A 19,589-nucleotide genomic window follows, 5' to 3' on the forward strand; every position below is an offset into this window, starting at 1 on the left:
CCCCCTCTCCTTATTCATCCAGCAAAGCGACCGCCCGAATCGGTGATCCTGTTCCCTTGCGAATTTTGAGAGGCAGGCCAAAGTAAACAAAACGCTTGTTGGCTACCTGGTCCAGGTTACAGAGATTTTCTGTATTGGTAATCTGATATTCCCGACAGACAACATGGCCTGAATAATTGGTGTCATCAGGTCTATCGATCGAGGGCGCATCGATTCCGATATTGACCACCCCTTTTTCAGCCAGCCATTTACCTGCTTCATAGTTCAGCCCTGGATGACGGGTGAGCCATTCATTGGTATCATAGGCACGATTATAATGTTTGGTACATAAAAGAACGATATCACCCTTTTCGATGGTTAAACCCGAACGCTCCAAAGCGGTTTCCAGGTCTCGTGGTGTAATGTAATCATCGGGTGAAACAAAGGACACATCCAGGCAAATCGCTGGTCCATAGAAATACTCCATCGGCATTTCGGTAATATACTTTCCATTGGGGTCAAACTCATAGGTCGCATCACAGTGTGTTGTTCCATGCTCATTGATCAACAAGTTGTTGGTAGCAAAAGGGAAACCAAGTTTTTTGATACTTTCTTCATGAGTCATGTTAGGGAAAATCATCGTTTTTTGATGCAGTCCCCAAACTGGAGCACCTTGATAGATTTCCAGTGATAAATCCACGAGACGTATGCCTTTTTGCTGCATCAAATCCCTCCCTGAATCACTGTTGGAATCACTTCAAACCGATCTACTTCAATTAAGCCCATGTCTGTGATTTTCCACTTCGGACTGGTAATCAGCGACAAGAAAGACAAGTGCATGAATGGCACATGCAAGGTGCATCCAAGCTCTTCCTCTGCCAGGCGATGAAGCTGGGCAATCCGCTCACTCACTTCTTTTCCGGTCATTTCATCAGTAATCAGTCCACCGACACGAAGCGGCAGATCACCGACTACCTTGCCATTTTTAATCATAGCAATTCCGCCACCCATGGCGATGACACGATTGACTGCCAGAGCCATATCTTCATAGCTGGTTCCAGTCACAATGATATTGTGGGTGTCGTGAGCTACACTCTCCGCTATCGCTCCATATTTCAGGCGTATGCCATGCACAAAAGTTTTCCCGATTTTGCCGCTACGCCCATGGCGTTCAACGACAAGCAGCGGCAAGACATCACGCCCCACATCAGGTTGAATGACACCTTGTGACACCGTCATATCAAATTCGAGGGCTCCGGTCAGGTTTTGATCAGGAATCACTTCAATAGCTCTTACCTTCACCCGATAACCATCTGCCTGAATGTGGAGTTCTTCGACTTTGACGGGTTTACGTTTTATGGATTGTTTGACGTAATCCGGATAGGTGTAGGAAGGAATGTCGATAATCAGTTCCCCATTTTCCGCTACTTTCTTCCCTGCCAAATAGACCTGGTCGACGCGCATTTGCTCGAGATCTCCGATCACAGCGATATCGGCACGTTTTCCTGGTGCAAGTACACCTACATCCTGGAATCCAAAGTGGGTGGCCGGGTTAATGGTCACCATCTGAATTGCTTCGACCGGATCGACTCCCTGAGCAATCGTCCGCCGAACAATATCGTTCATATGCCCATATTTCATCAAATCTTCTGGTACCATATCATCCGATACCAAAATCGCCCGACGTGAATCGAGACCTTCTTCCGTAATGGCCCGGATACACTCTGCCATATTGCGCTGCGAAGAACCTTCCCGCATAAATACGCTGACCCCATAGCGCAGCTTTTCGATCATTTCTTCTTTGGTGGTTGTCTCGTGACAGGATATATGCGTACCACCACTGATGATATGAGCTGCCAGCTCTTCCCCAAAGAGTCCCGGACAGTTTCCTTCTACGGTTTTTCCAATGCTTTTGGCATAAGCCACTGAAGCAAGCTGATCATCCAACACATGAGAAGCATGGGCAAATACGGGTCGAACATTGGCAAAGCCCTGAATTTCTCCAATTCCCTGTACGTAAGGATCGTTAAGCAGTTCTTCCATGTCTTTTGATGTCACATCATATCCTGCTGTTTCAAGCCCAGGCGCGTCTGGTGTTAAACAAGGAACCGTAAAGAGAACATTGTTTGGCAGTTGTTTGGCTTCTTCGATCATGGCTTTCATACCGACTACACCCAAGACGTTTCCTATCTCATGTGGATCAGCTACAAGGGTAGTGGTCCCCGTCGGGATCGATAATTTCGAAAACTCTGTCACCGTGAGCATGGCACTCTCAAAATGCATATGAGAGTCGATAAATCCTGGGCTGACAAACTTGCCTTGAACGTTTTCCACTTTGGTCTGGGGGCCAATCAGTTTGGAGGCATCACCCACCATCAAAATCCGTTCACCCAAAATCGCTACATCCGCCTCATAGATTTCCCGGGTAATGACGTTAATGACATATCCACCTTTTAGTACGAGGTCTGCATATTTATTTGGATTGAGCAAAGTCTCAATAAGTAAACGCCACTCGATCGCCTGTTTGATTCTTGATGTTTTCATTCTCCAACCATCACCCCTTCTATCCCCAGTTAAGAAGCGTGCCAACACTCGCTTTCAAAAACTTCCTTATTCTGAATAATCGACTCCGCTGTTCTATCATCCATTAACGATGAAAGCTCTCTATGCTATCGATAATTCCCACAATGGCTGCATCGCAGGGAGCGTTCGGATCAGACATGATCCGGGCGGCCACACTGCCTGTGACGAAGATCACTCGCTCGCCAATACCTGCTCCAACAGAATCTACTGCGATGATTGGCTGACCAGAGAAGCTTCCATCCGGTAAAATGGGCTGCGTGATCAGCAGTTTTGTTCCAACAAGTCGTTCATCTTTCCGAGTGGCAATCGCTAGCCCAATCACTTGTCCCAGATACATGACCATCTTCCCCTTACTTTCGAATAATTTGGATGTAGCTTTCTTCAGCCAAATCAGCAGCCAATGGCGTAATGATCGTCTGGCGAGAAACAATGATCTGGTTCTGCCTGTTTAATCGAGCTTGTTCAATATCTTTACTCGTAATGACACGTTTTTGGCGATCACGTTGTGCAGTCAACCATTGGTGAATTTGGCTCTCATCCAGAAATGCAATCCCATAGCTGCGTAATTGGTCGATATGCTTGCGAATTTGTTGTTTTAACAGGGGAGGACCTGCTTGAAACCGCTTGTCCCCCCTTGCACCATATGGATCGATCCCTGCAGTCAGGGCAGCTACTTGTTTTCCAGAAAGTAAAGACCATAAAATCAACTGAACGTATGGATGTTCATCATCCATCTGCACTAACTTCGAAATCAATGAAAAAGACAGGACAGGAATAAACAGATACTGAAACCGATCCTTGCTTTCTTCAAACCATTCAGCCATCCACAATGGATTATGCGCTTGCAAACGATGGACATCCTTACTCCACTCCTTCGGCAAAGGCAGGGCCTGATCCGCCCAGATCTCCAATCGAATCGCTTCCTTTGCAAGCGTACGTAATGCTTTTAAGCCCTGATCCCATCCTGTCATATGATAAGACAGAAGAGCCAACACCTTTGGCATCTGTTCCAATTCATGCTCTCGGCCGCGGTAGTACAACTTTAGAAGAATCTCCTCTAAAAGAGTGCTCCGCGTTTTACCCATCATTTAGATCATTCTTTTCCTTTGGATAGAATGGCTCTTTCCACTTCGGTATGCGGACGAGGAATGACATGAACAGATACAAGTTCACCTACACGACTGGCCGCACTTGCCCCAGCATCAGTAGCGGCCTTGACTGCTCCGACATCTCCTCTTACCATGACGGTAACCAGTCCAAAGCCAATTTTTTCATAACCGCAAATTTGTACGTTGGCAGCTTTCACCATCGCATCTGCTGCCTCGATCGCTCCAACCAATCCTTTGGTCTCAATTAATCCCAATGCTTCACTCATGTTCATTTCCTCCTCTTGGTAAATGGAATTTTTCTCGGAATCGATTAGCATTTAAAACATTCAGGTCTCCTTTTGGCCTTTGTTCTTTTTCTTCTTTGGTTCACTTGATGGCTTGTTTGTTACCTCAGGAAGAGAGGATTGCGACTCCACGGACTCACTTTCTTCTTTGGCTACTACTTCTTCTGCCTTTTGTTGCCCCAATAGAAATTGCGTCAAAATTTTATCAGTCACTTCATCGTGAGCCCGTGGAATGACATGAGCCGAAATCACTTTGCCCACTCTTTCCGCTGCCTCCTTTCCCGCTTGCACTGCCGCAGTCACTGCAGCCACATCCCCGCTTAAGTGGATGGTAACTCCCAAAGACTTGCCAGCCCCGATCACCCGCTCCACTCCAATCAACGTGACATTGGCCGCTTTGAGAGCTGCATCTGCTGCAGAAACAGCGGTCGTATACCCAACGGTTTCAATCAAACCCAAAGCCTGCTGCTTCATCATACCCTCCCCTTATTCAGTCTAAAGGCAGTCTGTCTGCTTCCTGTTTAAGTGCGGCCATGGTATTCCTGACCAATTCCTGCTCTCCCTGGATTAACAAATAGCTGGACTCCACACGGAAGCGAAGTGAAGCAAGACGTTTTTGTTTCAGTAATCGATCCAGTAATCCCACTCCATGAAATGTATTGATTCCATCCAAAACGGCTACCGCTTCCTGGTTTTGCAATTGTAAATGTTGAACCAAAAAGCGAGTTGGTTGAGCTGTGAAATACGAAGTGACCCCATGAACAACTCGGCGATTGAGCCGGAGATAAATTTCTTTCACCAACTTTTGGATTTCGGCTGGATTATGGCCTGTTACACGGAATACAAAAGGAAATTCCTCTGTTTTACAGGCATCTGTGTTATAGGCGAGTTGTGGGAATTCTTTCATGACTTCATCGATCAAAAAGAGTTGTCCCGACGAAAAGCGACTCGCTGCGACAATTCCAACCGCCTCATTCTCTTTTCCTGCCACTTGTAAATAGGTAGCCAGACTTGGATCCAGCTTTGGATAGAACCAGACATAACTGCCATCCCTCGTTTTGCCGATAAACTGTGCCTGTTCTTGCTGAGAAAGCGAAGAAGGAGTCTCTTGTCCAATCACTTGAAACAGAGAGAGTCTTTGTAAAGGAGAGAGGGCGTTTTCCACATAAACGCCGGGAACCGGATTTTCTACACGATTGGGCTTGTGCTGGATTGAAACAGGTGGTGTTTTTGGCGTACCGGGTTCATTCGTTTTTGCTGCCTGCATCTGAGAGCTTCCCATCCTGTTTATAATGGGAGAAAGACGCTGCTTCATTTTATCTCGTTGATAATTGGGCCTTTTGAGATTCAGTGGTACTGCTGTTTGATCATTCTCCTGTCCGCTAGGCTGTGTCGCGATCGGACGAGCAGTCGATGGAAACGATCCATTTTTATTTAAGATCCCATTTACGATGTTTCGCATAAATTCAGACAACCTCAATCACCTCCAATGCTACAAAATCATGGCCAGTTCGGGATGCGGATTTGGAATGACATTACTTGAAATGAGTTCTCCACCCGTGCGGGTATAAGCGTCTTTTCCTGCTTCGACGGCTGCCGTGACTGCTGCAACATCCCCTTCCACAATCACGGTGACCAAACCGGATCCGACCCGTTTCAGGTCGATCATGCGAACATTGGCTGCTTTGCACATCGTGTCCAACGCTTCCAATGCGGCAACCAGCCCCCTTGTCTCCACCAAGCCGATGGCTTGCATAGTAATCCTCCTTCATTCTCCTTGCCTGTTAGAGATAGTCCTCCAAATGAATGGGCCCCCAAGGAATCGACTTCCGTTTAAATTTGTCCGCTGCGTATAATGGGTACGTTGCATCAATCCCCATTTTGGCGGATACGCCCCGCAAGTTGTGCGATGCCTCCAGCGGAGAACCATTGGCTCCAGGTACAATGAATACGTCCTGATCTGCCTGGACTCTTGTGGCGATCGCCCACTCTACATCATTGGGGTCCCAAATGTTCACATCCTCATTGACAACGACCACATGCTTCAAGTCTTTATCACTGGCAAAAGCGGCCAGCAACGCCTGTTTCCCATCACCTTCACGCCGTTTTTCAATCTGGATCACGGCATGGCAGCGAGCTGCTCCATTTAAGGTCACCACCACATCTTTTACTCCGGGAACCACTTGTCTAACAGTACTGAGTAAGGTCGCTTCCCGAACAACTGCCATTGGCAACAACTCTTCATGGCTGGAAGGATGAATCGTTTGCCAGATCGGATTATTGCGGAAAGTCACGGCCGAAATCTCGATGACTGGCTGCGGTGCCTGTTTGCCGTAATAACCGGCCAGCTCGCCAAAAGGCCCTTCCATCTCTCGAACATGCGGCAGCATGCGACCTTCAAACACAACCTCTGCTTCCGCCAATACTTCCAGATCCACTGTTTTGCACTTCACCACATCTAGCGGTTGACCGATCAGCGCACTCGCAATGTTAAATTTATCCGTATGATATAAATGCGTACTGACCTGGGAACTGAGAACCACTGCCGGGACTACTCCAAACATGACTGCTACTTCCATCGGTTCGTTCCGGCTTTCGTAATAATTATACTGCTCGTTCAATTCCGGAGAGGTAATCAAGATATTGGTTCGGTTCCCACCGAGAAATTGCATCCGGCGAATGGAGGTATATCGCTTATTGCCTGCAATATCTTTGACGACCAATACACCCGCAACATAATAACGTCCAGAATCCAGCTCGTGATACCTGCAGATGGGAAAAAGTTCTTCCAAATCATCCGGTTCCAAAATCACGTTTTCATGAACGGGAGCCGTAGGAACCAAATTCGTTGGCAGCGGATTGACAATGGATTCGATCAGCTTCGGCACAAGTTCACGGCCTGAAGAAAGCCCGATACTATCCGCCATCAACTCCCGATCGCCACCAAATCCGGCAATCATCGGTACATCATAGCCTTTAACCTTCTCAAAATACATCGGCTGTCTTCCATAAAGATGATTGACGACCGCTCCCAATTCAAAATCTGGATCCACTTCTTTCCGGATTCGCATTAACTTGCCTGTCTGACTCCAATAATCGATCAACTGTCGAATGTTTGTAATCATCTCAATGTTTTTCTCCCCACCTTGCCAGGAATTCATGCTCGATATCGAATGCGTCCAATATACGAGCCACGATGAAGTTGACCAGCTCCCATATTTCTTTTGGACGATGATAAAATCCAGGAGAAGCCGGCATGATCATCGCGCCCGCTTGAGCGAGTTTGGTCATATTCTCCAAATGAATCAAATGAAGTGGCGTTTCGCGCGGAACGATGACCAGCTTTCGTTTCTCTTTCAGAACCACACTGGCCGTTCGACTTAACAGGGTATCTCCCACCCCGTTTGCGATCGCTCCCAATGTATTCATGGAACAAGGCACAATCACCATGCCATCGGTCTTGAAGGAACCGCTGGCGACGGGAGCGAACAGGTTTTTATTGTTCAAAATGGTGGCATACTTCTTGATCTCTTCCGGATTGACACCACATTCAAATTCCAGTACTTTCTCACCCATACTGGTGAAAATGACATAGGTTTCAATCCCTAACTCATATAAAGCCCGAATCAATGTATATCCGTAAACAGAACCACTGGCTCCTGTTATTCCAACGACAATTCTCATAGGCATGCCCCTTTTTGCTATGTCCAGCCTGTTGACAAAATGGAAGTTTTGTCAACAGGCTCCATTTAACTGTGGTTTACCCTTACACTGCTTTCGCCCCAAATTTTTCTCTGGCCATTCTGATATATTCTTCCGTGGAGAAAATTTCACCAAAAATACCGAGGTCACGAAGACCAGACACATGCATTTCTTCCGTCTGCGAAGCACAAGCATCACTGATGGCGATCACATTGTAACCATGGTACAGAGCATCAGAACCCGTACTTCTTACACAGACATTGGTCCATACACCTGTGAGTACAACGGTATCAATTTTTTCTTCACGTAAGAAGAGATCCATATCCGTGTAGGAAAATGCACTGTGACGTCTTTTTCGGACAATGTAGTCCCCTTTCTCTTCCTCGGGTTGCAGTTCCGGAATGAATTCGGCTCCCCAGGTTCCGCGAACAGCATGTACAGGACGAACACGGAAATCAGCATCATTGGGACGATGCCATTCTTGTACATGGATCACCTGGATGCCTACTTCGTGGCAGAAATCAATCAGCTTGCGAATGTTAGGAACAATTTTTTCCCCGTTTTCACAACGCAAGGTTGCTTTTGGGCCGATAAAATCGTTCAACATATCGATGATCACAAGTGCGTGTTTTTCACCTTTCATCTCCAACTTCCTCCCTTGTTTCCTTTGTGGATCATTCGGATTTATGCGTTCATCCATGGGTTATCCCGGTGACTTCAAACCATTCATTCCAATAACCCATGGTTGATACGAAAAGTTGGAACATCAGTAAAGCATGAAACCTTTTTCTTCCCTAACCGGCAAACAGCGTAAAACTAGAATTGGAGCTGTCTTGGCAAGGCAATGTTGCTTTGACGTTTCACAAACTGACCATAACCTTTTTTACCAACCAATCCGCCGTGATCTTCATCGTACACAACCGTACCGCGAACGATGGTCATAACGGGTTTGCCTTTGAGTTTCATGCCATGGAATGGGGTGTATTTGGCCATGGAGTGTACTTTGTCTTTGTCAATGACATACTCTCTCTCGAGGTCGATCACCGTGAAGTCGGCATCTGTTCCAATTTCCATGGAACCTTTCTTTGGATAGAGCCCAAAGTGGATCGCTGCATTGGTACTGGTTACCTCAACGAAACGTTGCAAGGTGAGACGCCCTTTGTTCAACCCTTCACTGACCAGGATCGGAACCATTTGCTCCACGCCTGGAATGCCAGGGAAAGCGGTCCAAATGTCCAAACCTTCCCCTTCTTTTTCCGTTGGAATCTCATAGGGAGCATGGTCCGTGGCCACAAAGTCGATCGTACCATCCGCCAATGCCTTCCAATGTACTTCATTATCTTCCTTGCCACGCAGAGGCGGAGCGATTTTCGCAAAAGTACCAAATTCAGTCATTGCCTCTTGGGCATTCAATACCAAGTAATGCGGGCAAGTTTCAGCTGTAATCGGGAGTCCACGCAACTTCGCCTGACGTACCAACCCGACTCCTTCTTTGGTACTCATATGAACGATATGGGCTCTGGCCCCGGTCGCTTCGGCAAAGCTGATCACGAGCTCAATCGCCACTTTTTCCGCGAGTGAGTTTCGCGCTTCTGCCCAGGCTGGGCCATCCATCCGACCTTGTTTTTTCAGTTTTTCGACTCGAAAGCTACAAATATCGTAGTTCTCTGCATGCACACCTACTGGCAAGCCCGTTTCCGCCACTTTCGCGAAAATCTCCAGCATTTCCGCATCACTGACTTTCGGGAAAGTGGGAACCGAAGGAGTCATATACACTTTAAATGCGGTTACCCCCTCTTCCACCTGTCCCCATACATTGTCGAGCTTACCTTCACGAACATCTTCACCAGTCATTCCACCCCAGAAAGCAAAGTCGATGTAAGACTGGTCTTTAATGGGATTGAGCTTTTGGTAAAACTCGTCTCTACTTCTCACAGATGGCTTGCTGCAACAAGGCATGTCAACGATACAGGTTAAACCGCCAGCTGCTGCCGATGCACTTCCGGTGGCAAAAGTCTCACGGTGGGTAAAGCCAGGATCCATAAAATGTGTATGGGGATCGATACAGCCTGGCACGACCAGTTTGCCATCCATATCAATGACTTCTTTGGCTTCAATGCCATCAATACAGTTCGTAAAACCAACGATTTTGTTATCATCTACCAAGATGTTTGTCTTTACCGTACGATTGCCAAAACCTTGTGGAATCGTTGCATTTTTTAAAATCAGTTGCATACCAACACGCCTCCTGTATTTAAAAATGATGGTTAAATATAACATTTATAAAAAAACGCCGTAGAAATAGAGAGCACACTCTCTACTTCCACGGCGTGAGATACCCCGTTCAACAGAGTATAACCGTCCGCAAGACCTGTCGTTCTGGCAGACAAACCGACCTTTGCGCATTTGTCTCCAGGAAAGATCTTTATGTTCAGGATGCAGGAAGACCATCGTGTATGCTTAAAGGCTTTTTCAAATAAATTGCGATAAAAGCATTTTCAGTATTTGGGTCATAATCTTTCAGGATTGTTAGTACCTGCAAGTTCAGTTCCTTTTCGAGATATTCCTTGAGTCTTTCTTTATACTCTCTTACCAAGGCTGCATCCACCGTTAAGGTAAGATCGCCATACTTGCCAGTAAGAGCGGTCAAAGCTGGAACCCGTTTGTGTTGACCGAAGATGATGATCTTGTCATCATAGAGTTCGATCCGCTGCTTTTTTACCCCTAAGCCATACATCTCCTGACTGATCTCATTACAAAATTGTGCAATCATTCTTTTGATTGTACTAGTAGGAGCAAGGAACTTAGGGTTTCTCATGCATTGTCCTCCTTAGAAGGTCTATGAACTTTCCTACTTGCCAATATATTCATTTCACTTTCTATATTAAGCAAAAAATTATTATTCGTCAATACCAGCTTTTTATGAATATTATTTACAAAAATTCGATTATAAAAATAGGTATTTATTCGTATATTTATAGATTACTTTTTACAATGCATCTATGTGATGCATGAGACTACAAGCTATTTCAAAGGCCATTGCCTGTAAAGAAGCCTTACTACCCGACTTTAAACAGTATGCCGCCCAAGTTGTCAGAAATACATCACAATTGGCGAACCCCCTGACGCTGGAAAGTGCAACCCTATTTCTGGCGGAACGGATAATGGCAGGATCGTTCACCTAAAGATTGGATAGATGATACTGTCAACGCGATTCTTAGTCGACATGAATGAACATACCAAGCTTTTTATGATCAATGGATACTACTTCCATGTCTTTGAATTTTCCATAGGAAACTTGAAGGAGAAGTACATTTTTGAACAGTATATCTTTAAAACACTCGATAGCTTCTTTTAGTTCTTCATCTACATTCAGTACAAGTTTCACCTTCTTCTCAACAGGGAGATCCAGTTTCTTGCGGTAATCCTGTATAGCCCGAACAACTTCACGAACAAGTCCTTCCTGTTTCAGTTCTTTTGTAATCCTTGTATTTAGCGCAACAGTCATTTGATTACCCGATGTAGCAGCAAATCCCTGCTTCGCTTGCTTATCAATTAAAAGTTCTTCCTTCACAATGGTTAGTTTTTCACCTGTAGCCGTTTCCAAGTCAAACTGCTCATTCTCGACAATCTCTTTCGCTTGTTCTGGTGTAAGCTGACGAAGATAGTTTTGGAGTACACCAACATTCTTCCCGTACTTGGGCCCAGCTACTTTGAGATTTAGTTTTAATGAGAAATCTACAAATCCACTATCGCTTCGTTCAATACGTATTTTCTTTACATTGATCTCGTCTTTGATGATATCTTCATAGTCACTCAGGTTCAAATCACGATCAAGCATAACGATTAGCTCAGAAAGGGGTTGACGTGTTTTAATTCCAGTTTCGTTACGAATGTTTCGGGCCAACTCAACGATCTGACGAACAGTCAACATGTCTTGCTCAAGGGTTTCATCAATTGCAGCTTCATCCACTTCCGGGTAATCAGTTAAATGAACGCTGCCGGTTCCAACAAGATTTCGATAAATTTCCTCAGCGATGAATGGTGTAAAAGGTGCAATCATCATACTCACTTTTACAAGAACCTCATAAAGAGTCTGGTACGCAGAAATTTTATCATCGGACATTTCACTATCCCAAAAACGATCACGGGAACGGCGAATGTACCAATTACTCAGATCATTGATAAAGCTTTCGATGTTTTTGGCTGGGTTTAAAAAGTCATTAGTCTCCAAGCCTTTTCGTACTTCTCTCAAAACACTGTTTAGGCGAGACAAAACCCATCGATCAAGTTTGTTCTCCGACTTCTTTAATGGAAATTGAGCCTGATCGAAGTTATCAATGCTGGCATAAAGAGTAAAAAAGGCATGGGCATTGTTCAACGTGTCGATCACTTTCGATTTTGCTTCAACCACGATCTGTTTTGAGAAGCGCTTACTGTTCCATGGAGCACTGTCAGATAATAATGCCCAACGAAAAGCATCGGCACCATATTCTTCAATGATTTCCCAGGGATCAATGACGTTGCCTTTGCTCTTGGACATCTTTTGACCTTTTTCATCCAGGATATGCCCTGTAGAGAGAACGGATTTATAAGGGGTTTTACCATTAAGCAGTGTAGAAACTGCAAGTAAGCTGAAGAACCAACCGCGTGTCTGGTCAATACCTTCACAAATCATATCAGCTGGATATTGCTCATCAAAGAGTTGTTCATTTTCAAAGGGATAGTGATATTGTGCAAATGGCATAGATCCACTATCAAACCATACATCAATCACTTCAGGTGTTCTTTCCATAATCCCTAAGCAATTTGGACTTTTGAGTTTTACTTCATCTACATATGGTTTATGCAACTCCAAGTTTTCATCAATGGGTTCGATCGATTTTGCTCGCAAGTCGCTATGGCTGTGAGGCGCATACTAGGTTTGACATTGGGAACATACCCATACGTTCAACGGAGTGCCCCAATAACGGTTACGACTGATGTTCCAATCAACCAGTACTTCAAGAAACTTACCAAAACGTCCATCACGAAGATGATCTGGATACCATTTAACAGTCTTATTATTTGCAATGAGTTGATCTTTGATAGCTGTTGTTTTAATGAACCAGCTTTCCATTGCATAGTAAAGCAGTGGAGAATGACACCGCCAACAGAATGGGTAGCTATGCTCATATTTTTCTTTGTGGAAAAGAAGATTTCGTTGAGATAAATTTTTAACAATATCCACACCACAATCCTTTACAAAACGACCTGTAAACGGTACAACTTCATCCGTATAACAACCGGATTTATTCACAACTTGAACCATGCTAATTCCATTCCGTCTTGCTGCTCGATAGTCATCTTCGCCATGTGCAGGAGCTATATGCACGATCCCCGTACCGCTTGTATCGCTGACAAAATCAGCTTCAATCACAAAATGACCATGTTCAGGTGTTACAAATGAGAATGGTGCTTCATAGCGAGCGCCAACAAATTCTACACCTTTGTATTCTTTAACACCATATTTTTCAATCTCTTGTTTTCCAGAAATGCCAAGTTGTTTTTCAACGCCAAGCTCTACAGGCAACCCATGGGTATCCCATCCAGCTTTTCGAATTACTTTGTACCCAATCATCGTTTTGTAACGACAGATAAAGTCTTTAATGACCCGACCAAGCACATGCCCAATATGGGGCATCTGTTGGAGGCCCTTCATAAAAAACGAATGGAGGATTGCCTTCACGATTGGCAATGGATTTTTGGAAGATATCTTCTTCTTTCCATTGTTGAAGAACTCGTAGCTCTCTTGTTCTTGCTTTTTCTTTTACATCGATTCTCCGCATACAGATCATCCTTTCATTTCGAATACGTTCCCTTAAAAAAAACTCGCCCCTCATTAGGGACGAGTTTTCACTCGCGGTACCACCCTACTTCCATGATTCACTCTATTTCTGACAAGAGAACCATGGCTCTCATACGCTTTCCCAATAACGCCGGGGACGTCAAAGCTTACTTAATGTTCAGCTTTGCTTCTCAGAGGTGATCTTCAGTTATGACCTGAACATTGGCTTTCAGCATATACCAACTCTCTGTGGAACAAGCCATAACCTACTTTCCTCGTCATTGAATTTACCGAATCATTCTTTTTTTCATTTTTACACTAACTTGCATAAAAATCAATAATTGCTTTATTATTTGCGCCTTTAATTAGTTTTCTTGATACTCATATAATCTGCGATGAGCTTGTTCCATCTCCCTTTGTGCTGTCGCAATGAGTTTCAGACAATAGATATACCATGAAATTTCTCCTTTCATAATATTTTTATTTCCACCGCCACCTACGTGTTTGATTCTTGAATAGATCTTTGATTCAGCAGTTGCATAAAACCTTTCTTCTCGTGATGACGCCAGGCATATCCAAGAGTTTCTCTATATATAGGGTTCTGAGTGGATTCCATCTTAATAACAGCAATATTTATGTAAAAAATTTATAGAAAAAAACCACTTGACAGTAAACTAAATATTGATAAAATTGATGACGTAAATAATTGATATTATTAAAAATACCATAATTTTCTTATCTACCTCGTATAATCTCAACGATATGGGTTGAGACTTTCTAGTGGAAGCCGTAAACTTCCTAGCTACGAGAGTATTTGCCTATTTGTGCAAATTTCTCGTGGCTAGGAAGTTTTTTATATTGGACCAAGTTTGGGAGGTGACAAAAAATGTAAGCAATCCCATCCGATTACTCCTGCTGTCATGCGCACCATGGTCTTGTGTCTACTCATCAACGATACGGAGGGGATAATCAGTGACCAATAACAATATAGAATTGCAAACAGCGATGGAAGCGACTAAAGCACCTTGGTATGAAAAGTTATTCAAGATCCAGGAGCGGAATTCATCCGTTCGAACAGAAATCATCGCAGGACTCACCACATTCATGACCATTAGTTACATCCTGTTTGTCAACCCCAAATCATTAAGCGATGCAGGCATTCCGCTTGAAGCAGCGATTGGAGCAACTGCCTTCGTCATCATCTTGGGGTCCCTGCTTTATGGTCTGCTTGCCAACTTGCCGATTGCCGTAGGACCAGGTGTAGGATTAAACGCCTTCTTTGCCTATACGGTTGTACTGGGTATGGGCTTACCGTGGCAAACGGCACTAGGTGCTGTGTTTATCTCAGGGGTACTGTTTCTCATCTTAACGGTGACCAATATTCGTAAAATCATCATTGAAGCGATCCCGCCCGCCATTCGATACTCGGTGGGAGTCGGAGTGGGGGCCTTCCTCTGTTTTATCGGAATGAAAAGTGCAGGGATTGTCATTCCTGACAAAGCGACCTTTGTAAAAATGGGATCTGTTACATCTCCCAGTGTCATCCTGGCCTTCATCGGACTAATATTGGCAGCTGTCTTAATAGCCAAAAATGTCAAGGGTAGCTTTATCATCAGTATTCTGGTCGTTTCCATTCTGGCGATGATCTTTGGTGTTTCGCCTGCACCGAAAAAATTGACCGACGTCATCTCTCTTCAAATTCCTGATGTATCGTCCACTTTCCTGGCACTGGATATTCCGGCTGCCATCGCATATGGCGTATTTTCGGTCATCTTTTCTTTCACCATTATCGATTTGCTCGACAACTCCGCTACCCTCGTCGCCCTGGCACAAAAAGCTGGCTTAATCGATAAAAAAGGAAAAATCCCCCATATGCAAAAAGCATTTTATAGTGATTCTGTGGCTATTATGGGGAGTGCCGTCCTTGGATCAACAGCTACCAATGCTTACAGTGATAACGCAGCAGGGATCGCTTCAGGTGGACGGACAGGATTGACGGCGGTTGTGGTTGCTGTCTTATGTGCTGTAAGTGTCTTATTCTTCATGCCATTGATCAAACTGATTCCTTCAGCAGCTACAGCACCTATTCTGATCCTTGTAGGTGCGTTCATGCTCGAAGAGGTAAAACACCTCAAATTTGATGATTTTACCGATACACTTCCAGCATTCTTGACCATTATCTCTATGCCACTTACCTTCAGCATCGCAAATGGACTGGGACTTGGGTTTATCTCCTACAGTTTGCTAAAAATCTTGTCGGGTAAATATAAAGAAGTGCATTGGATGGTACATGTGATCAGCATTGCGTTTATCATCAGTTTTCTCTATCATGGTTAGTCATATAAATTTCATTATTCATAATAAAAAATATTAGGTGGTCATTATGTCACAAATCCTGATCAAAAACGCCCAGATTATTACCATGGATCCAAACGATACGATCTTGACCGGCGATTTGCTCATTAAAAACGACACCATTGCCGCCATCGGCGAAAATCTTCAGGCATCCGCTGTCGACAAAGTCATCGATGCAACAGGTCGGATCGTCATCCCAGGATTTATCCAAACACATATCCATCTATGCCAAACGTTATTCCGTGGACAAGCGGATGATCTGGAGTTGCTCGATTGGTTGAAAAAGCGCGTTTGGCCTCTTGAAGCAGCTCACGACGAAGAATCGCTCTACTATTCAGCGCTACTGGGGATTGGTGAACTGATTCAAAGCGGTACAACCTGCATTGTCGATATGGAAACCGTTCACCATACCCACTCTGCCTTTCAAGCGCTAGCGGACAGTGGATTCCGCGCTTTGTCCGGTAAATGCATGATGGATCACGGTGATGAAGTACCGAAGCTTCTCCAGGAAGACACCCATGAGTCCATCCAGGAAAGTGTCGATTTACTCGAAAAATGGCATAACTACGATAACGGTCGAATTGAATATGCCTTCTGTCCACGTTTTGTTGTATCCTGTACAGAAGAATTACTGGTCAATGTACGTGATCTCTCTGCCAAATATGATGTCAAAGTGCATACCCATGCTTCCGAAAATCGCGGTGAGATCGCTTTGGTCGAGGCTGAAAGAGGCATGCGCAATGTGGTATACCTTGATCATATCGGTTTGGCCAACGAGCGGCTCATTCTAGCCCACTGTGTATGGCTGAACGATGAGGAAAAAGAAATCATTAAAAAACGTGGCGTTAAAGTTTCCCATTGTCCGGGTTCGAACTTGAAGCTTGCTTCAGGAATCGCTGATGTACCCAACATGCTCGATCGTGAAATTTTTGTCAGCCTGGGATCGGATGGTGCGCCATGTAACAACACCCTGGATATGTTTCATGAAATGAGACTGGCTGCGACCTTACATAAACCAGCTTATGGACCAACCGCCATGAAAGCGAGAAAAGTCTTTGAAATGGCTACCATCGGTGGCGCCAAAGCAGTCGGAATGGAAGACAAAATCGGCAGTTTGGAAGTCGGGAAAAAAGCGGATTTGGCCATTCTTAACCTGAACAAATTCCACTCCTATCCCAGCAGTGAAGTGGATCCGATCTCCAGAATCGTGTACACAGCCAATTCTGGCGATGTCGAAACCACCATCATCAATGGAAAAATCGTCATGGAAAACCGGGTGATGAAGACCATTGATGAATCGATTGTGCTCAAAGAAGCCAATCGCGCAATCAAACGTCTGCTTAAAAAGTTACCGTCTATTCAATAACAGTAAGATCCCATCATTTGTAATCATTTTCCAAAAATTCCCCCTTTATGATACAATATTTAATGGAAAGACCGTTATCCATATGGGTAACGGTTTTTTATCAACTTTTAAAACGAAGGAAAATAACTTTTAGAAATGAGTACATAGTGAGGCCGTTGGCAAGCCCGGTTTTTCTTTTCCGTTTCACTCCCGCCCCATAAAAATGAGTATCTTCACTGAAAAAGGAGACTCTTTGAGTTTTTGCTTGTGAATTCATTATAATTTTTCCTGATCAACTACTTTACATTTTTTATCAAAATGTCTAACTTGTTAACGTTTACATTTCATTGTATAATTCTATTTAAGTAAAATGCATACATTTTTTGTAGTAATATTCATAATTTCATATTTTTAGAGAGAAGGGAGACCAAAAAGTGAATCAACAAGAAAACTTGAAACGAGAACTGAAAGATCGTCACATTCAATTAATTGCAATAGGTGGAGCCATAGGGGTCGGACTGTTCCTGGGTTCAGCAAAAGCGATTCAAGCGGCAGGCCCTTCACTCATGTTTTCTTATGCTCTCGCAGGTATCATCATCTTCTTTATCATGCGTGCATTGGGAGAACTCATTCTATACAAGCCCGTATCCGGCTCCTTTAGCAAATATGCGGAAGAATTTGTAGGTCCATGGGCAGGCTTCTTTACGGGTTGGAGCTACTGGTTTATGTGGATTGTCACAGGTATGGCGGAAATTACTGCTGTCGGTCAATATATGACCAAATGGTTCCCCAATCTGCCACAATGGATTCCGGCCTTGATGTCATTAATTTTTGTTTATATCATTAACTTGGTAGCTGTAAAACTATTCGGAGAATTTGAATTCTGGTTTGCTTTGATTAAAGTTGTTACCATTATCGCACTTCTTGCGATTGGTCTTGTCATCATTTCGGTTGGTCTGGGCAATATTCCAGCAACAGGCATTTCCAATCTCTGGTCTCATGGCGGCTTTTTCCCAAAAGGAATTGTCGGTATGCTCCTCACGCTACAAATGGTTGCTTTCGCTTTCCAAGGCGTAGAACTGGTTGGAGTCACTGCGGGTGAAGCAGAAAATCCAAACAAGTCCATTCCTTCCGCAATTAATAAAGTTCTATGGCGAATCATGCTGTTCTATGTAGGTTCCCTGTTCGTGATTATGTCCATCTACGCATGGAATCAGTTAGATCCTACACAAAGCCCATTCGTCGTGACTTTCGAAAAAATCGGTATTCCTTATGCAGCGGATATCATTAACTTCGTTGTTCTCACCGCCGCTTTATCTTCCTGTAACAGTGGTGTTTTCAGTACTGGCCGTATGCTACACTCATTGGCCTTGTCCAAGCAGGCACCAGCAGCATTTGGCAAATTGAATAAACGGCAAGTCCCATCCGTAGGTTTAACCGTTTCCGGTGCTGCTTTATTGATTGGGGTTATCTTAAATTATCTCGTTCCTGAAAAAGCTTTCGTGTATGTAACCAGTACAGCACTTGTTGGAAGTTTGTGGACTTGGGGTATGATTGTGGTTGCTCACATGAAATACCGTAAGGCGATCAAAGAAAAAGGTCTGCCAGAAGTATCTTACAAATTGCCCGGCGCACCGATCACCAACTGGATCGTCCTTCTGTTCCTGGCACTCATTGTGGTCATGCTCGGTGTGGATCAGGATACACGGGTTGCTTTATATGTTGCTCCGATCTGGTTTGCTATCTTAACGGTGGGTTATCTATATACGAAAAAGCGAAATGCAGTTACCTCCACATCCACTGAGAAACAAGCAGGGTAAATCGCTTTTTCTCCCTTAAACAAACAAAAGCGAGCTTTCAGAAAGGTATCTGATCGCTCGCTTTTGTTTGTTGCTTAAATGTGTTCACTCGCCATCGCTACGTGGCAACTAGGCTCTTACTCTCGGTTGGACTTTCAGAAACTAGTCTCACAGGGATTTCCTAGGATCACAATTAACGGCTTGCTAGGCACACGGACATAATAAAAGCTCATCCAATATGGATGAGCTTTACTCATTGCCTGGCAACGACCTACTCTCCCAGGGGTCTTCACCCCAAGTACCATCGGCGCACTCACAGAGCACAAGTCGTGCTAGAGCGCACAGCGCTAGGTCACGCTATGCTGGAGGGCTTAACTTCCGTGTTCGGGATGCACCCACAGGGTACAAGTGTCGCATCGGCGGTAAACCGCCGTGTCTCCCTATGGGAACGGGTGGGTCCCCTCCGCTATCATCACCAGACGTATTTGGTTTTGGGTGTGTGGAACACACCTTGAAAATTAGACAGGAAATGAAGTGTTCACCGAGTGAGTGATTGAGGTTAAGCCCTCGACCGATTCGTATCCGTCAGCTAAACGCATTGCTGCG

The 19,589-nt window shown here is 44.5% G+C and carries 16 protein-coding genes, 1 rRNA gene, 1 pseudogene, 1 riboswitch and 1 other annotated feature; of the genes and pseudogenes, 3 read left to right on the forward strand and 15 right to left on the reverse strand.

What is annotated here, in order from left to right; all coding sequences use genetic code 11:
* Positions 1 to 10: 10 nt before the first annotated feature.
* From BMZ78_RS15485 to ileS, 14 genes and pseudogenes are all read right to left on the reverse strand, one after another.
* Positions 11 to 703: a cyclase family protein gene (locus BMZ78_RS15485; protein ID WP_093231320.1), complete on the reverse strand. Its 693-nt coding sequence runs from the start codon at positions 701 to 703 to the stop codon at positions 11 to 13.
* On the reverse strand, positions 703 to 2,523 hold the full coding sequence (gene ade, locus BMZ78_RS15490) for an adenine deaminase (protein ID WP_093231321.1): 1,821 nt from the start codon (positions 2,521 to 2,523) through the stop codon (positions 703 to 705). Before ade ends, BMZ78_RS15485 begins: the two co-directional genes overlap by 1 nt.
* Before the next feature lie 103 nt (positions 2,524 to 2,626).
* Positions 2,627 to 2,899 (reverse strand): EutN/CcmL family microcompartment protein, encoded by a 273-nt coding sequence (locus BMZ78_RS15495; protein ID WP_093231322.1) that lies wholly within the window; start codon positions 2,897 to 2,899, stop codon positions 2,627 to 2,629.
* Positions 2,900 to 2,912: 13 nt separating this feature from the next.
* Complete coding sequence (locus tag BMZ78_RS15500) at positions 2,913 to 3,602, reverse strand: hypothetical protein (RefSeq protein WP_093231323.1); 690 nt, start codon at positions 3,600 to 3,602, stop codon at positions 2,913 to 2,915.
* A gap of 53 nt (positions 3,603 to 3,655) precedes the next feature.
* Positions 3,656 to 3,937 carry a BMC domain-containing protein gene (locus BMZ78_RS15505; protein ID WP_093231337.1) on the reverse strand — a complete coding sequence of 94 codons (282 nt, stop codon included), beginning with the start codon at positions 3,935 to 3,937 and terminating at the stop codon, positions 3,656 to 3,658.
* 60 nt (positions 3,938 to 3,997) lie between these two features.
* Positions 3,998 to 4,432 (reverse strand): BMC domain-containing protein, encoded by a 435-nt coding sequence (locus tag BMZ78_RS15510; RefSeq protein ID WP_281244586.1) that lies wholly within the window; start codon positions 4,430 to 4,432, stop codon positions 3,998 to 4,000.
* Between the two features lie 13 nt (positions 4,433 to 4,445).
* Positions 4,446 to 5,429: a hypothetical protein gene (locus tag BMZ78_RS15515; RefSeq protein WP_093231325.1), complete on the reverse strand. Its 984-nt coding sequence runs from the start codon at positions 5,427 to 5,429 to the stop codon at positions 4,446 to 4,448.
* Between the two features lie 18 nt (positions 5,430 to 5,447).
* Positions 5,448 to 5,711, reverse strand: a complete 264-nt coding sequence (locus BMZ78_RS15520) for a BMC domain-containing protein (protein ID WP_139203345.1) — start codon at positions 5,709 to 5,711, stop codon at positions 5,448 to 5,450.
* Between the two features lie 28 nt (positions 5,712 to 5,739).
* Positions 5,740 to 7,080 (reverse strand): UbiD family decarboxylase, encoded by a 1,341-nt coding sequence (locus BMZ78_RS15525; protein ID WP_093231327.1) that lies wholly within the window; start codon positions 7,078 to 7,080, stop codon positions 5,740 to 5,742.
* A 1-nt stretch (position 7,081) separates the two neighbouring features.
* Positions 7,082 to 7,639, reverse strand: coding sequence for a UbiX family flavin prenyltransferase (locus BMZ78_RS15530; RefSeq protein WP_093231328.1), 558 nt, complete (start codon positions 7,637 to 7,639; stop codon positions 7,082 to 7,084).
* A gap of 82 nt (positions 7,640 to 7,721) precedes the next feature.
* Positions 7,722 to 8,300 (reverse strand): cysteine hydrolase family protein, encoded by a 579-nt coding sequence (locus BMZ78_RS15535; RefSeq protein ID WP_093231329.1) that lies wholly within the window; start codon positions 8,298 to 8,300, stop codon positions 7,722 to 7,724.
* A gap of 173 nt (positions 8,301 to 8,473) precedes the next feature.
* Positions 8,474 to 9,892 carry an allantoinase AllB gene (gene allB, locus BMZ78_RS15540; RefSeq protein WP_093231330.1) on the reverse strand — a complete coding sequence of 473 codons (1,419 nt, stop codon included), beginning with the start codon at positions 9,890 to 9,892 and terminating at the stop codon, positions 8,474 to 8,476.
* Positions 9,893 to 10,088: 196 nt separating this feature from the next.
* Positions 10,089 to 10,475: a Na-translocating system protein MpsC family protein gene (locus BMZ78_RS15545; RefSeq protein ID WP_093231331.1), complete on the reverse strand. Its 387-nt coding sequence runs from the start codon at positions 10,473 to 10,475 to the stop codon at positions 10,089 to 10,091.
* A 399-nt stretch (positions 10,476 to 10,874) separates the two neighbouring features.
* Positions 10,875 to 13,485, reverse strand: a pseudogene (ileS, locus tag BMZ78_RS15550) (isoleucine--tRNA ligase).
* A gap of 52 nt (positions 13,486 to 13,537) precedes the next feature.
* Positions 13,538 to 13,775 (reverse strand) — a binding site (T-box leader).
* A 433-nt stretch (positions 13,776 to 14,208) separates the two neighbouring features.
* A riboswitch (purine riboswitch) is annotated at positions 14,209 to 14,309 on the forward strand.
* Positions 14,310 to 14,456: 147 nt separating this feature from the next.
* Here ileS and BMZ78_RS15555 point away from each other — a divergent pair.
* The 3 genes from BMZ78_RS15555 to BMZ78_RS15565 all read left to right on the forward strand — a co-directional run bounded on the left by BMZ78_RS15555 (position 14,457) and on the right by BMZ78_RS15565 (position 19,004).
* Positions 14,457 to 15,821: an NCS2 family permease gene (locus BMZ78_RS15555; protein WP_245739874.1), complete on the forward strand. Its 1,365-nt coding sequence runs from the start codon at positions 14,457 to 14,459 to the stop codon at positions 15,819 to 15,821.
* Between the two features lie 46 nt (positions 15,822 to 15,867).
* The gene (locus BMZ78_RS15560; RefSeq protein WP_093231332.1) at positions 15,868 to 17,205 is read left to right on the forward strand and encodes a 5'-deoxyadenosine deaminase; all 1,338 of its coding nucleotides are present in this window, start codon (positions 15,868 to 15,870) and stop codon (positions 17,203 to 17,205) included.
* Positions 17,206 to 17,618: 413 nt separating this feature from the next.
* Positions 17,619 to 19,004 (forward strand): amino acid permease, encoded by a 1,386-nt coding sequence (locus BMZ78_RS15565; protein WP_093231333.1) that lies wholly within the window; start codon positions 17,619 to 17,621, stop codon positions 19,002 to 19,004.
* A 237-nt stretch (positions 19,005 to 19,241) separates the two neighbouring features.
* Here BMZ78_RS15565 and rrf read toward each other — a convergent pair.
* A 5S ribosomal RNA gene (rrf, locus tag BMZ78_RS15570) occupies positions 19,242 to 19,463 on the reverse strand.
* Positions 19,464 to 19,589 lie beyond the last annotated feature (126 nt).

This window comes from Thermoflavimicrobium dichotomicum (assembly GCF_900114055.1).
In the GTDB taxonomy this organism is placed as follows: Bacteria; Bacillota; Bacilli; order Thermoactinomycetales; family Thermoactinomycetaceae; genus Thermoflavimicrobium; species Thermoflavimicrobium dichotomicum.

Bases quoted from the DNA above. Each gene is read 5' to 3' on its own strand.
- BMZ78_RS15520 (WP_139203345.1), bottom strand. From the start codon at position 5,711: ATGCAAGCCATCGGCTTGGTGGAGACAAGGGGGCTGGTTGCCGCATTG.
- BMZ78_RS15535 (WP_093231329.1), bottom strand. From the start codon at position 8,300: ATGAAAGGTGAAAAACACGCACTTGTGATCATCGATATGTTGAACGAT.
- BMZ78_RS15525 (WP_093231327.1), bottom strand. From the start codon at position 7,080: ATGATTACAAACATTCGACAGTTGATCGATTATTGGAGTCAGACAGGC.
- BMZ78_RS15495 (WP_093231322.1), bottom strand. From the start codon at position 2,899: ATGTATCTGGGACAAGTGATTGGGCTAGCGATTGCCACTCGGAAAGAT.
- BMZ78_RS15510 (WP_281244586.1), bottom strand. From the start codon at position 4,432: ATGATGAAGCAGCAGGCTTTGGGTTTGATTGAAACCGTTGGGTATACG.
- BMZ78_RS15545 (WP_093231331.1), bottom strand. From the start codon at position 10,475: ATGAGAAACCCTAAGTTCCTTGCTCCTACTAGTACAATCAAAAGAATG.
- BMZ78_RS15560 (WP_093231332.1), top strand. From the start codon at position 15,868: ATGTCACAAATCCTGATCAAAAACGCCCAGATTATTACCATGGATCCA.
- allB (WP_093231330.1), bottom strand. From the start codon at position 9,892: ATGCAACTGATTTTAAAAAATGCAACGATTCCACAAGGTTTTGGCAAT.
- BMZ78_RS15485 (WP_093231320.1), bottom strand. From the start codon at position 703: ATGCAGCAAAAAGGCATACGTCTCGTGGATTTATCACTGGAAATCTAT.
- BMZ78_RS15505 (WP_093231337.1), bottom strand. From the start codon at position 3,937: ATGAGTGAAGCATTGGGATTAATTGAGACCAAAGGATTGGTTGGAGCG.
- BMZ78_RS15530 (WP_093231328.1), bottom strand. From the start codon at position 7,639: ATGAGAATTGTCGTTGGAATAACAGGAGCCAGTGGTTCTGTTTACGGA.
- ade (WP_093231321.1), bottom strand. From the start codon at position 2,523: ATGAAAACATCAAGAATCAAACAGGCGATCGAGTGGCGTTTACTTATT.